Raw genomic sequence first — 13074 nt, forward strand, 5'->3', positions numbered from 1 at the left:
TCAGGAGGGCGAAGACCATCGCGCCGCGCGGGGTGTGCCGCCGGTCGCCGCGCTGGCTCTGCTCGTGTTCCTAGCTGCCGCAGGCCCCGCCGTAGGCGGTGATCTTGTAGTCGACGACGGCCAGGGCGGCCTGCAGTTCACGGAGGCGGACGAGCACGTCGGCGCGGTGCGCTTCGAGCAGTGCCAGGCGTTCCGGCTCGGTCTCCGGGCCCTGCTTGACCAGCTCGACGTAGCGCGCGATCGACGCGATCGGCATGTCCGAGTCGCGCAGCCGCGTGATGAACACGACCCGGCCCACCGCGTCCCGGTCGTAGACCCGACGCCCGCCCGCATCCCGCGCGACATCGACGAGCCCGATCCGCTCGTAGTAGCGCAGGGTGTGCGGCGACAGGCCGGTCAGCGCCGCGACGTCCGCGATCGCCAGGTGCTCGGCGATGTCGAGATCGCGCACCAGCTCGACCGTGAGCGGCGGCAGCTCGGCCGGCATCGTCTCGATGAGGTCCCGCAGACGTTCGGTCGTCACGCTCACGCCTCGACCGTAGGACTTCGAGTGCGGTCGAAGGCAAGCGTTCCCGGGCAGGATGGTCGTCGTGAGGGACGCCACCGAGACGTTCACGGCGCAGCGGCCGCGGCTGTTCGGGCTCGCCTACCGCATGCTCGGGTCCGCCCACGACGCCGAGGACGTCGTCCAGGACGCCTGGCTGCGGTGGTCGGGCCACGGCGACGCGGTGGACAACCCCGCCGCCTGGCTGACCACCGTCGTCACCCGCCTGTGCCTCAACCGCCTCGACTCCGCCCGGGCCCGCCGCGAGACCTACGTCGGGCCGTGGCTCCCCGAGCCGATCCTCACGACGGACCCGGCGACCGGCCCGGCCGCGACGGTCGAGGAGCGCGAGTCGGTGTCCCTCGCCCTGCTGACGACGCTGGAACGGCTCACGCCCCCGGAGCGGGCGGTCTACGTGCTGCGCGAGGCGTTCGGGCACAGCCACGCCGAGGTCGCCTCCGTCCTCGACGTCACCGAGGCCGGGTCCCGCCAGCTGCACACCCGGGCCCGCCGGCACCTCGCGACGGCGCCCGCGGCCCCGCCGCGCGCCGACGTCGGGCCGCTGCTCGCGCGCTTCGTCGCGGCGGCCCGGAACGGCGACGTCGCGGGCCTGGAGTCGCTGCTCGCCGCCGACGTCACCGTCTGGTCCGACGGCGGCGGCAAGGTCAGCGCGGCCCGGCGCCCCGTGCACGGCCGGGACGCCGTCGCGCGGTTCCTCGTCGGCATCCTCGGGCCGTCGCGGTGGCGGGGGACCGGCGCGGCCGCCGAGGTCAACGGTGCCCCGGCCCTGCTCGGTTACCAGGACGGCGAGCTCGTCGGCGTGGTCACGGTCGACACCGAAGGCGACCGCATCCCAGGGTGTCCGCTTCCTGCGCAACCCCGACAAGCTCACCTTCCTCGCCGGGCAGGTGTCACGTTCCGAGGGGCTGTCCGGTCGACCCTCCTGACGGGCGCCGCACCCAGGCGCCCGACGGCCTCGGGAGGACACATGACCGTGCTCGTGACGGGCGGGACGGGGAGGCTCGGCGGCGCGCTCGTCGCCCGGCTCGATCGGCCGCGCGTGCTCAGCCGCCGGCCGGGGCCCGGCCGCGTCGTCGGCGACCTGGCGATCGGCGAGGGCCTCGACGAGGCCGTCGCGGGCGTCTCGACGATCGTCCACTGCGCGACGGCCCCGAGGGGCGACGCCGCCGCGACCGAGCACCTCGTCACGGCCGCCCGACGGGTCGGCACCCCGCACCTGGTGTTCGTCTCGATCGTCGGCGTCGACCGCATCCCGCTGGGCTACTACCGGGAGAAGGTCCGGGCCGAGGGCGTCGTACAGGGATCCGGGCTGCCGTGGACGCTCCTGCGCGCGACGCAGTTCCACGACCTCCTGGTCCAGATCTTCACCGCCGCCGCCCGCACCGGACTCCTGCCCGTGCTCGCCGGCACGTCGTTCCAGCCGGTCGCGCTCGACGACGTCGCCGACCGCCTCGCCGATCTCGTCGACGGCCCGGCGCAGGGCCGGGCGAACGACCTCGGCGGCCCCGAGGTCCGCCCGATGGCCGATCTCGCCCGTGACTGGCTCGCCGCCTCCGGCCGGCGCCGCGCCGTCGTCCCGCTGCGCCTGCCCGGCGCGATCGCCCGCGGCTACCGGGACGGCGCCCACCTCACGCCGGAGCATGCCGACGGCGTCGTCACCTTCGAGCAGTTCCTCGCGGCCCGGGCGGAGGGCACGCGATGAGGATCCTGCTCGGCGCCCTCGCGGCGATCCAGTTCGTCGTCGGCTCCTGGGCGCTGTTCCTGCCCGTGGCCTTCTACGAGGCGTTCCCGTACGGCGGCACGCCCTGGGTCGCCCTGCTCCCGCCGTACAACGAGCACCTCGTGCGCGACGTCGGCGCCGGCACCCTGGCCATGGGCGTCGCCCTGGCGCTCGCCGCGTGGTGGCTCGACCGGCGGGTGGTGATCACCGCGGTCGTCGCGTTCCTGACCTTCACCGTGCCCCACACGGTGTTCCACTGCCTGCACCTCGAGCACTTCCCGCTGCTCGACGCGGTGCTCCAGCAGACGGGGTTCCTCGTCGAGATCGTCCTGGCCGTCGCGGTGCTGGTGCTCGTGGCCCGGGATCGGCGGGTGGTCCCGGTGACGTGAGCTCTCCATGTCGATCTCCCGACAGTGTCACCAGTGCTGTCCGCGGCGGGAGCACTCACGACACTCTCGGGAGATCGAGATGGAGAGCCCTCACGGTGACTCCTCACGGCGACCCCGTGAACCCCCGCACGACGTCGGTGATCGCGGCCCGGAGCGCCGCGGAGTCGCGCGGGGCCCCGGCGCCGGCGAGCTGGTCGAACGCGAGGCCGTCGAGGCAGGCGACGAGGTCGTGGGCCCGGCGCTCGGGCTCGACGATGCCCAGGGCGGCGAGCGTCGCGGCCACGCGCTCGCGCACCCGGGCGCCCGCCGCCTGCAGGGCCGCGCCCAGCTCGGGGCGTCGCGTCGACTCCAGCGCGAGCTCCCAGCGCGCCAGGAGGCGTTCCTGGTCGTCGGCGAGCCAGCGCCCGACCGTCGCCACGGCGGCCGCGACGAGACCGTCGAGCGTGGCAGGCCCCGCGGGTGCCCCGCTCGCCATCTCCGACAGCGTCCGCGCCGCCATCCGGTCGACGCAGGCCTGCAGGAGCGCCGAGCGGGTGCGGAAGTAGTACGAGCTCGTGCCCTCGGGCAGGCCGGCGGCGCCGTCGACCGCGCGGTGGGTCAGACCGCGGCTGCCCGCCCGGGCGAGCACCGTGATCGCGGCGTCGGCGAGGACGTCCCGGCGTTCCACCATCCGTCCCCTTCCGGCGGCATCCTCTACAGCCGTAGAGTAGCTGCTACTACAGACGTAGAGGAGTGAGGGTCATGGCGCGAGCGGTGGTCGTGGGCGCGGGGCTGGGTGGACTGGCGGGCGCAATCGCGCTGAGCCGGCACGGATGGGACGTCACGGTCCTGGAGCGCCGGGCCGAACCGGACGAGGCCGGCGCGGGGATCGCCGTGTGGCCGAACGCGCTGCGGGCGCTGGACGTGCTCGGGCCCGGTCCGACGGGGATCGGCGCGCAGGCCCGCGCCGCGGGCACCGTCGAGGTCGGCGGCGGCATCCGCACGATGTCGGGCCGCTGGCTCGCCCGCACCGACACGGCCGACCTGCGCCGGCGCCAGGGCGACCGCGTCGTCGTGCTGCGGCGCCCCGACCTGCACGCCCTGCTGCGCACCGCGGCCCCCGAGGTCACGACGGGTGTGGAGGTGCGCCGGGTCGACCCCGGCGACGCCACCCGGCCCGCGGTGGTCCACGACGACGCCGGCCGGGAGCACCCCGCCGAGCTCGTCGTCGCCGCGGACGGCCTGCGCAGCACGATCCGGGCCGCCGCGTGGCCCGAGGCCGTGCCGCGACCCACCGGGCAGACCGGGTTCCGGCTCATCGCCGCCCACGACCTGGCCGAGGGCGGCGAGAGCTGGGGGAACGGCGCCCTCGTCGGCCTCGGTCCGCTGCCCGGCGCCCGCACCTACCTCTACGCCGTCGTGCCCACCGCCGAGGTCCCGGCGCGCGACGACCCCCTGCCCTGGCTGCGCGCGCGACTCGCGGGCTGGCACGACCCGATCCCGTCCGTGCTCGACGCCGTCGAGGGGCCGGTCCTCGTGCACGCGCTCGAGGACCTGCGCCCGCCGCGCTCCTGGCACCAGGGACGGATCGCCCTGCTGGGCGACGCCGCCCACGCGATGACCCCGAACCTGGGCCAGGGCGCGGCCCAGGCGTTCCTCGATGCGGTGGCCCTCGCCGAGGAGGCCACCGACGACCCGGCGTCCCTCGCCGCCTACGAGGCCCGCCGGCGCCCCGGCGCGGAGGCGGTGGCACGACGCTCCCGCCGCGCGGGCGAGGTGGCCCTGTGGCGCTCGCCGCTCGCGGTGGCCGCGCGGAACGCGCTCGTCGCGGCGCTCCCGGCGGGCGTCGCCGCCGCCGGTCTCGACCGCATGCTCGGCACCCCCGACACCCCGCACCAGAAGGACATGAGCTCATGAGCACGCACGTCGTCGTCGGCGCCGGCGGTGGGATCGGGCGGGCGGTGTGCGCCGACCTCGTCCGCCGCGGACTGCCCGTCCGCGCGGTGACGCGGTCGGGCACCCCGGTCGACGGCGCCGAGGCGGTCGCCGCCGACGCACGAGACGCCGCCGCGATGCGAGATGTCTGCCGCGACGCGGCGGTGGTCCACCACTGCGTGAACCCGCCGTTCACCACCTGGCGGGCCGCGTTCCCGGCGGCCACCCGGGCGCTGCTCGCGGCCGCGGGCGCGGCGGGGGCGCGGCTGGTGTTCGCCGACGACACCTGGATGTACGGGAAGGTCGACGCCCCGATGCGGGAGGACACGACGGTCGCGCCGGTGTCGTCCAAGGGCGTTCTGCGGGCCTGGCTCGCCGAGATGGTGCTGGCCGCGCACGCGCGGGGGGAGGTGGAGACCGTGATCGGGCGCGCGCCGGAGCTGTGGGGCCCGGGCGTCGAGTCGCTCCTGGCCGCCGGGGTCTTCGGTGAGGCCGCGCAGGGCCGGACGGTCCGCTGGCCGGGCGACCCCGACCTCCCGATGACCGCCGGCTACACCCCCGACGTCGGGGCCGCGCTCGTCGAGCTCTCCCTCGCCCCGGCCGGCGCCACCGGCCGCGTCTGGCACACGCCGGTGCCGCCGGCGATCACCGGCCGCCGGTTCGTCGAGCGCGTCTTCGCCGCCGCGGGTCACGAGCCCCGGCTCGGCCGGATCACTCCGGCGATGGTCGCGGCGATGCGCCTCGTCTCGCCGATCGCGCGCGAGGGCGCGGAGCTGCTCTACCAGTTCGAGCAGCCGTTCCTCGTCGACGACTCCGCGTTCCGGGCCTCGTTCAGCACGCGCGCGACCGACTGGGACGACGGCATCGCCGCCACCCTCGCCTGGTACCGCGCCGACCCCGACCGCACCCGCCGGCGGCTGGTGCCGGCCTGAGGTCCCGGCCCCGGTTCCCGGCATGGGCGAGGGCAGAATGCGGGGGTGAGCACGCCCCTGGTCCTCGGCATCGAGACGTCCTGCGACGAGACCGGGGTGGGCCTGGTCTCGGGCGGGGTGCTCCTCGGCGACGCGCTGGCGTCGAGCATGGAGGAGCACGCGCGCTTCGGCGGCGTCGTGCCCGAGGTCGCGGCGCGGGCGCACCTCGAGGCGATGGCGCCGATGGTGCGCACGGCCCTGCAGCGCGCCCAGGTGGACCTCGCCGACGTCACCGCGGTCGCCGTCACGGCGGGGCCCGGTCTGAGCCCGGCGCTGCAGGTCGGGCTGGCGGCGGGCAAGGCGTACTCGCTGGCCGCCGGGGTGCCGCTCTACGCCGTGCACCACCTCGCCGGGCACGCGGCGGTCGACGTGCTCGACCACGGCCCGCTGCCCGAGCGCTGCGTCGCGCTCATCGTGTCGGGCGGGCACACGTCGCTGCTCAGCGTCGGCGACCTGGCCCGCGACGAGATCGTGCACCTCGGCGACACCGTCGACGACGCCGCGGGCGAGGCGTTCGACAAGGTCGCGCGCCTCATCGGCCTGCCCTATCCGGGCGGTCCGGCGATCGACCGCGCCGCCCGCGACGGCGACCCGCGCGCGATCGCCTTCCCGCGCCCGCTCACGGGTCCGTCCGACCCGCCGTGGACATTCTCGTTCTCGGGCCTCAAGACCGCCGTCGCCCGCTGGGTCGAGGCCCACGACGGCACGCTGCCCGTGCCCGACGTCGCGGCGTCGTTCCAGGAGGCGGTGGCGGACACCCTCGCCCGCAAGGCCGTCGCCGCCTGCGCCCACCAGGGCGCCGACACCCTGCTCATGGTCGGCGGGGTCGCGGCGAACTCCCGCGTGCGCTCGCTGATGGAGGAGCGCTGCGCCGCCGCCGGCCTGACCCTGCGCGTCCCGCCGATCCGGCTGTGCACCGACAACGGCGCGATGATCGCCGCCCTCGGTGACCTGCTGGTGCGCGCCGACGTCGAGCCCGACCCCCTCGACGTGGCCGCCGACCCCCGCGCGCGGCTGACCGGGGCCTTGCTGCACGGGACTCGGGCGTTACCCGTGGCGTGAACGCGAGCTGTCGGAACGCTCACGTTGTCGATCGTGGCGAGCCCCGGTACCCGTGGAGGGATGCCCGGATTCCGCGCCGTCCTGGACGGCGAGCGCTTCCCGCTGCGGCGGTGGCAGGTGCTCGCCGTCGCCGACGACTACGGCGTCGACCCGCGCACGCGCACGAAGCTCGAGCAGATCCCCGACCGGGCCTACGTCGACTCCGGCGAGGTCATGATCGCCCTCTCGATGACACCGACCCACCTGGCGGCCCGCACCCCCTTGTGACCGCTCAGGCCCCGGGGGCCGGACCGACCGCGAGCAGGATGGCGGTGGCGTTGTCGTGGCCGCCGTCATCGAGGGCCGCGTCGACGAGGGCGAGCGCACCCGCGTGCACGCCGTCCGCGTCGGTGGGCGTCGTCGCCGACGGCAGGGCCGCGGCGAGCACCGCGGGGTCGGGCAGGTGGTTCCACACCCCGTCGCTGCACAGCAGCAGGACGCCGGTGTCGTCGAGGACCCAGCTGCGGTGGCGGGCGACGACGTCCGGGGCGTCGGCCGCGAGCCAGCGGGTGATGACGTGCGCGCGCGGGTCCGACAGGGCGTCCTCCGCGCCGACGACGCCGGCGGCCACCATCTCGGCGGCCCACGAGTCGTCCTCGGTGAGCACCGCCGAGTCCTCGGGCGTCGCGGGGCAGAGCCAGTAGGCACGGCTGTCGCCGACCCAGCTCACCACCGCGCGCTCGGCGTCGAGCACGGCCGCGACGTAGGTGCACGCCGGGGCCTGACCGGCGCCCGGCGCGAGCGCGGCGACGGCCCGGCGCGCGGCATCGGCGGTGGTGGCGGCGGCGTCGTCGAGGTCCTGCCCGCCGGCCAGCGCCTCCCGACCGGCGGCCACCGCGACGTCGCAGGCCGCGCGCGAGGCCGTGGCCCCGCCGGGTACGGAGGCGACCCCGTCGCACACCACGGCGACGACCACGTCGCCGGTGTCGGTGGCGACGCGGACCAGGTCGAACGCGTCCTCGTTGCGCCGGCGGCGGTGTCCGCGATCGGTGACACCGGCGCCCAGCACGATCAGGTCGGCGGTCCCCGCACCAGGGCTCTCGAGGACGTCCTCGGCGTGCTCGACGCCGGCGGGACGGCGCCCGCAGGCCTCGCAGCGCGCGTCCTCTCCGGTGGTGGGCTCGCCACAGGCTCCGCAGGACACGGAGGGCGAGACGGACGCGGGCTCGATCGGCACGGGCACTCCTTACACCCTCGGGCCCGGCCGAGCAGCCGCGACGCGGTGACGGAGGACGATCGAAACCCGGACAGGGCGCCGGGTCGGTGGCTGGAGGGTAGCGGCTCGTCGCGTGGTCAGCGCCAGCCGTAGCCGCTGCGCAGCTCGCCCGCCACGTGCTCGAACGCGCCGGCGGGCATGATCGCGCCCTCGCGCCGGATGCCGTCCTCCGGAATCTCCAGGACGCGGTCGAGTCGGACGAAGGACTCGCGCCCCTCGCGGTCCCACGGGCCCGACCCGACGCTCAGCCAGTGCGCGTCGTCGCGCCGGTGGCCCTGGCTCGAGAGCATCAGGCCGAGCAGGTCGCCGCCCTTCCCGCGGGCGACGACGAGCACGGGACGATCCTTGCCCTGTGAGGCGTCCTCCTCGTAGGGCACCCAGGTCCACACGACCTCGCCCGGATCGGCGGCACCGTCGAGGTCGGGCTGGTAGGAGATCGCGCCGGCCCGCTCGTTCGCGGCCGCGCTCCGTACGCCACCGCCCGCCGGCGACGGTCCCGGCCGGCCCGAGGGAGGCCCGCCCCGGCCCTGCTCCCGACCCTGCTCCCGACCCTGCCCCCGGTCCTGCTGCCGACCCTGGCTGTCCGCCTGCTTGTTCAGCAGGTCCAGCCCGGCCTGCAGTGCCCGCCCCACGAGGTCCCGGAATCCCGCCATGGGGATCAGCATGCCGCGTCGGTGCGCCGGTGCTCTGGCAGGGTCCGGCCGCATGACCGTGCTGGCGCTCGTGGTCGCGGCGTTGCTCGTCGGGGTCGTGCTCGTGGGCGTGGGTGACCGCCTCCGGCTGCCGTGGCCGGTGCTGCTCGTGCTCGTCGGCGCGGGAGCCGCGTTCGTCCCCGGCATCGACGCCCCGCAGTTCGACCCCGAGCTGATCCTGCCGCTGTTCCTGCCGCCGCTGCTGTTCGCCACCGCGCAGCGGGCGTCGTGGACGGTGTTCCGCGAGCGCTGGCGCTCGGTGCTCTTCCTCGCCGTGCTGCTGGTGGCGGTGACCATCGCGGCGGTGGGCGCCACGGTGGTGTGGCTGGTCCCGGGCATCGCGATCGGCGCCGCCCTCGCGATCGGCGCCGCGGTCGCCCCGCCCGACCCCGTCGCCGTCGAGGCCGTCGCCGGGCCGTTGCGGATGCCGCGACGGCTCGTCTCGGTGCTGCAGAGCGAGGGGCTGTTCAACGACGCCACCGCGCTGGTCGTGTTCCAGGCCGCGATCGCGGCGACCGTGTCGGGGGAGGCCGCGGGCGCGGGGACGCTGCTGGAGCTGGTGTGGGCGGCCGTGGGGGCGGTGCTCGTCGGTCTCGCCGCGGCCTGGCTCGCCGGGCGCCTGGCCGACCGGCTGACCGACCCCGTCGCCCCGAGCGCCCTGACCCTCGTGCTGCCCTTCGCCGTCTACCTGGCCGCCGACGGGATCGAGGCCTCCGGCGTGATCGCCGTCGTGGTGGCCGCGCTGCAGACCCGCGAGCGCGCCGACGCCGACGACGTGGAGCAGCGCCTCACCGGAGGGGCGTTCTGGAACGTCGTCGAGATGCTCGTGACCGCGGCCGCGTTCGCGCTGATCGGGCTCGAGCTGCGCGCGGTGGTCGCCGACGCCGGCACCGGGCTCGGCGGGATGGTGGCCGACGCCGCCGTCGTCGCCGTCGTCGTGATCGCGGTGCGGGCGGTGTGGGCGCTCGCGGCGCTCGTGGTGGTGCGCCGGCGGGGTGGTGCCGAGCTCGCCGCACCACGGACCGCGGCCGAGGCCGCGGTGCTGACCTGGTCGGGGATGCGGGGCCTCGCCACCCTGGCGCTGGCCCTCGCCCTGCCGCGCGTCACCGCCGACGGCAGCCCGTTCCCGTTCCGCACCGAGCTGGTGATCATCGCTGCCGGGGTGCTCGTGGCGACGCTCGTCGTACCGGGCCTGACCCTGCCGCTGCTCCTGCGCCGGCTCGGGGTGCAGGAGGGCGAGGAGGTCGGGCGCGACGCCGAGCAGCGCCTCGCCGGCCGGGCGCGCCGGGCGGCGCTCACCGAGCTCGCCGGCCTCGACCGCGAGGCCCTCGGCCTCGACGACGGCGTCGGCGAGGAGGTGCTCGGCGAGCTGCGCGCCCGCTTCGCCCGCCTCGGCGCGGGGGAGGGCGGGCCCGGCGGCGGGATGGGCGGCGCGCCGGGGGACGACGCGGCCGGCCGCGCCGACTACGAGCGCCGCCTCGAGACCCTGCGCCGACGTCGCGACCAGTGGAACCGGGTGCAGTCGCTCGCCCTCGCCGCCGCGCGCCGTGAGGTGCTCGCCGCCCGCAGCGAGCCGGGCGTCGACCCCGAGGTGGCCGACCGGGTGCTGCGGCGCCTCGACGTCCGGTCGATGGTCTCGCTGCGCTGAGCTGGAGGCCGGTCAGCGGCTGCCGAGCGCCTCGAGCGCCGGGTCGGTGAGGGCGGCCGCGCGCTTCGGCGTCGACGTCGTCGTGGTGGCGCTCGACGCCGCGTCGGTGCTCGCCTCGGTGCTCGCCTCGGTGCGGGAGGCCTCGGTGCGGGAGGCCTCGGTGCGGGAGGCCGGGGCGCTGCTCGTCGGGTCGGCGGCGGTGGTCGACGACGGCGCCGCGCTCGAGGTGCTGCTGCTCGACGTCGTGCTGCTCGACGAGGGCGCCGGGCTGGTGGTCGACGACGTCCCGGTGGGCAGGGGCAGCGACACCGACGGGACGGTGACCGACGGCAGCGACAGACCCGGGGCGAGCGACGGCGTCGACGGCTCGGTGCTCTCGCTCGGCTCGGACGACGGCGAGGGCGTCGACGACGAGGTCTCCGGGGTCGTCTCCCGCGTCGGCTCCGGGGACGTCTCCGTGGTCGGCGCGGCCGACGTGGTCTCGCGGGGCGCGGAGGACGCCGCGCCGCCGTCGGTCGAGGTGGTCGCGGCGGCGCGCTGCGACGCGCTCGATCCGCGGCGCACCGTCACCGGCTCGTCGTCGCCGCGGGAGCCGCGGTCCTCGTCGCGTGCCTCGGACCGGCCGGACCCGCGGCCGACGAGCGACCCCGGGCCGGGGTCGGCCACGACCTCCGCGGTCGGCGGGGCCAGCGTGGCCGCCGGCGGGGCGGAGGCGGCGACGCTGTCGACGGTCCAGGCCGAGGCGACGACGACGCCACCGGCGAGCAGGACCGCCGCGGCCACCGAGGCCGCGATCACGAGACCGCCGGACCGGGCGAGCACGGGGCGCGGCTCGCGGCGCGGGGTCTCCGCCCGGGCCGCGGCCGCGGTGCCGCCCGCGGTGGCGCCCGCGGTGGCGAAGGTGTCGGTGGTGGCGGACGTGTCGGTCGTGGCGTGGAGGAGGCCGGGCAGGCCGAGGCCGGCGAACGGGAGGGGCGCGCCGTTCGCGGGGAGGGTCTCGGCGGCGAGCGCGGCCCGGCGCAGGCCGATGCACACGTTCTCGGCGGGCGGGCGGTGGGCCGGATCGTCCGCGGTCATCGCCTCGAGGAGTGTCACGATCTCGAAGTCGAGGCCCTCGGGGACCTCGGGACGACGCTCCAGGCGCTCGCGGGCGGCGGCCAGGGGCGCGCCCTCGTAGGCCGGGCGCCCCGTGAGCGCCTCGATCATCACGAGGCCCAGGGCGTAGACGTCGGCGGGCGGGCCCACGGGCTCGCCGCGGACCTGCTCGGGGGCGAGGTAGGGCGCCGAGCCGACGACGATGCCGGTGTCGGTGATGCGCGGGGCGTCGGCGACGAAGGCGACACCGAAGTCGGACAGGTGCGCGCGCCCGTCGCCGTCGAAGAGGACGTTGCGGGGCGTCACGTCGCGGTGCAGGACGCCGGCCCGGTGCACGTGACCGAGCGCGTCGGCCACCGCCGCCACGGCCAGCAGCGTCTCGGCCACCGGGAGCGGGCCGTCGGCGAGCCGATCGGACAGATTGCCGCCCTCGAGCAGCGCCATCACCACGAACGCCCGGCCGTTCACGCCGCCGACGTCGTAGACGGGCACGAGGTTCGGGTGGTCCATCGACGCGGTGAGCGAGACCTCGCGCTCGATGCGCGGGTCGTCGGCCACCGGGAAGATCTTCACGGCGGCGTCGCGGTCGAGGAGGAGATCGTGGGCGCGGTAGACCTCGGAGCACGTGCCCCGGCCGATCAGCTCGCCGAGGGCGAAGCGCTGACCGAGACGCTCGGGGAGCGGGCCGGGTGCGGAGGGGCCGGACGGGGACGCGGACGGATCCGACTGGCCCATCGTCCACCCCCCCTACTCGACACCGAGTCCCATCCTTCCACCACACATACCCGGATCGGGCCACAGCGACATACCGAGTCCACGAATTCGGGTGATCGTGGGCACCTCGTCACCCGACCGTCACCCGCGGATCACTCCCTCCGGGTGACACGCCCTGCTCGTGTCTCGTTGAGCGTTGACAGAAATTGCAGTGGCGAGTAGAACTTCGGGACGTTCGCCCTGCGCAACGCGGTGCGGACGCACGCAGTGCACGAACTTGAGGACGCGACGGAAGCCGTGGGCGCCGAGAGCCTCGACGACGAGGAGACCCCCGCTCTGACCACCGGTCAGGCAGCGGAGTTCCTGGGTGTGAGGCAGGCGTTCCTCCGGAGTCTGGATGCGGGTCGCATGGTCCGTCCGGATCGTTCCGCCGGCGGGCACCGACGCTGGTCGCGTCGGCAGCTGGCCCTCGCCGCCCGGATCCGCGAGCTGTTCGACGAGGGGCTGACCCTCACCGCGGCCGCGATGGTCGTGTCGCTGCAGGACGAGGTGGCCCTGGTCACGCGCGAGCGGGACCAGGCCCACGACGAGCTCGATCAGGCCCGACGTGAACTGTCACGGGTCCGGACGGAGCTCGTCGCGGCCCGGGGCGGGACCACCGCCCACCCCGTGCCGTCCGCGCGTACCCACCGTGCGCGCGGGCACGAAGTGCCCACGACCGCTCTTCGACCGCCCCTGCCGACCCCTCCACCTCAACGGACCTCCTCCACATGAAGCTCATCGACCACCGTCGGTCACACCGTCCCTTCCTCCGCGCCCCCATCCCGCCGTCCCTGGCCCGGGTTCCGCTCGTGGACCTCTGCTCCTGTCGGCACCCGCGTGAGTCGCACGAGCACTACTACCTCGGCGACCACTGCGCCCAGTGCGAGTGCGCGCACTTCCGCCGCAGCGAGCCGGCGCGCAGCTGAGCTCTCCTCCCGGCCCCGTCACGCCTCGCCGGTGACGGGGCCGCGTGCTGTCCGGAGCCCCCTGTGAGAGCGGGCCCACGC

The 13074-nt window shown here is 76.2% G+C and carries 13 protein-coding genes; 8 read left to right on the forward strand and 5 right to left on the reverse strand.

Features of this window, described 5'->3' with window-relative positions; translation table 11 throughout:
• Positions 1–70: 70 nt before the first annotated feature.
• Positions 71–529: a MerR family transcriptional regulator gene (locus tag OG774_RS01500; protein ID WP_328306178.1), complete on the reverse strand. Its 459-nt coding sequence runs from the start codon at positions 527–529 to the stop codon at positions 71–73.
• A gap of 61 nt (positions 530–590) precedes the next feature.
• Between OG774_RS01500 and sigJ the strand changes: the two genes are divergently transcribed.
• Entirely contained in the window at positions 591–2267 is a 1677-nt protein-coding gene (sigJ, locus tag OG774_RS01505; protein WP_328306179.1) for an RNA polymerase sigma factor SigJ, read from the forward strand.
• Positions 2264–2674: a hypothetical protein gene (locus OG774_RS01510; protein ID WP_328306180.1), complete on the forward strand. Its 411-nt coding sequence runs from the start codon at positions 2264–2266 to the stop codon at positions 2672–2674. The genes sigJ and OG774_RS01510 overlap by 4 nt, the downstream gene beginning before the upstream one ends.
• Before the next feature lie 103 nt (positions 2675–2777).
• Here OG774_RS01510 and OG774_RS01515 read toward each other — a convergent pair whose 3' ends face one another.
• Complete coding sequence (locus OG774_RS01515; RefSeq protein ID WP_328306181.1) at positions 2778–3344, reverse strand: TetR/AcrR family transcriptional regulator; 567 nt, start codon at positions 3342–3344, stop codon at positions 2778–2780.
• Positions 3345–3415: 71 nt separating this feature from the next.
• Here OG774_RS01515 and OG774_RS01520 point away from each other — a divergent pair, with 71 nt between their 5' ends.
• The 4 genes from OG774_RS01520 to OG774_RS01535 are packed head-to-tail and all read left to right on the forward strand — an operon-like array spanning position 3416 to position 6888.
• Complete coding sequence (locus OG774_RS01520) at positions 3416–4570, forward strand: FAD-dependent monooxygenase (protein WP_328306182.1); 1155 nt, start codon at positions 3416–3418, stop codon at positions 4568–4570.
• Positions 4567–5520 (forward strand): NAD-dependent epimerase/dehydratase family protein, encoded by a 954-nt coding sequence (locus OG774_RS01525; protein WP_328306183.1) that lies wholly within the window; start codon positions 4567–4569, stop codon positions 5518–5520. The genes OG774_RS01520 and OG774_RS01525 overlap by 4 nt, the downstream gene beginning before the upstream one ends.
• Before the next feature lie 45 nt (positions 5521–5565).
• Entirely contained in the window at positions 5566–6621 is a 1056-nt protein-coding gene (gene tsaD, locus OG774_RS01530; protein ID WP_328306184.1) for a tRNA (adenosine(37)-N6)-threonylcarbamoyltransferase complex transferase subunit TsaD, read from the forward strand.
• A gap of 60 nt (positions 6622–6681) precedes the next feature.
• Positions 6682–6888 carry a hypothetical protein gene (locus OG774_RS01535; protein WP_328306185.1) on the forward strand — a complete coding sequence of 69 codons (207 nt, stop codon included), beginning with the start codon at positions 6682–6684 and terminating at the stop codon, positions 6886–6888.
• Between the two features lie 4 nt (positions 6889–6892).
• On the opposite strand, the gene OG774_RS01540 is transcribed toward OG774_RS01535, so the two are convergent.
• Together OG774_RS01540 and OG774_RS01545 are read right to left on the reverse strand one after the other, a co-directional pair.
• Positions 6893–7837: a PP2C family protein-serine/threonine phosphatase gene (locus OG774_RS01540; RefSeq protein WP_328306186.1), complete on the reverse strand. Its 945-nt coding sequence runs from the start codon at positions 7835–7837 to the stop codon at positions 6893–6895.
• A gap of 116 nt (positions 7838–7953) precedes the next feature.
• A complete protein-coding gene (locus OG774_RS01545) occupies positions 7954–8529 on the reverse strand; it encodes a type II toxin-antitoxin system PemK/MazF family toxin (RefSeq protein WP_328306187.1) in 576 nt (191 codons plus the stop codon).
• A gap of 52 nt (positions 8530–8581) precedes the next feature.
• Between OG774_RS01545 and OG774_RS01550 the strand changes: the two genes are divergently transcribed.
• A complete protein-coding gene (locus tag OG774_RS01550; protein WP_328306188.1) occupies positions 8582–10216 on the forward strand; it encodes a Na+/H+ antiporter in 1635 nt (544 codons plus the stop codon).
• Between the two features lie 12 nt (positions 10217–10228).
• Here the strand turns inward: OG774_RS01550 and OG774_RS01555 are convergent, their stop codons facing one another.
• Positions 10229–12046 carry a serine/threonine-protein kinase gene (locus OG774_RS01555; protein ID WP_328306189.1) on the reverse strand — a complete coding sequence of 606 codons (1818 nt, stop codon included), beginning with the start codon at positions 12044–12046 and terminating at the stop codon, positions 10229–10231.
• A gap of 276 nt (positions 12047–12322) precedes the next feature.
• On the opposite strand from OG774_RS01555, the gene OG774_RS01560 reads away from it, so the two are divergent.
• Positions 12323–12799 carry a helix-turn-helix domain-containing protein gene (locus tag OG774_RS01560; protein WP_328306190.1) on the forward strand — a complete coding sequence of 159 codons (477 nt, stop codon included), beginning with the start codon at positions 12323–12325 and terminating at the stop codon, positions 12797–12799.
• The last annotated feature ends 275 nt before the right edge of the window (positions 12800–13074 follow it).

It is taken from the genome of Actinomycetospora sp. NBC_00405 (assembly GCF_036044095.1).
Lineage (GTDB): Bacteria > Actinomycetota > Actinomycetes > Mycobacteriales > Pseudonocardiaceae > Actinomycetospora > Actinomycetospora callitridis.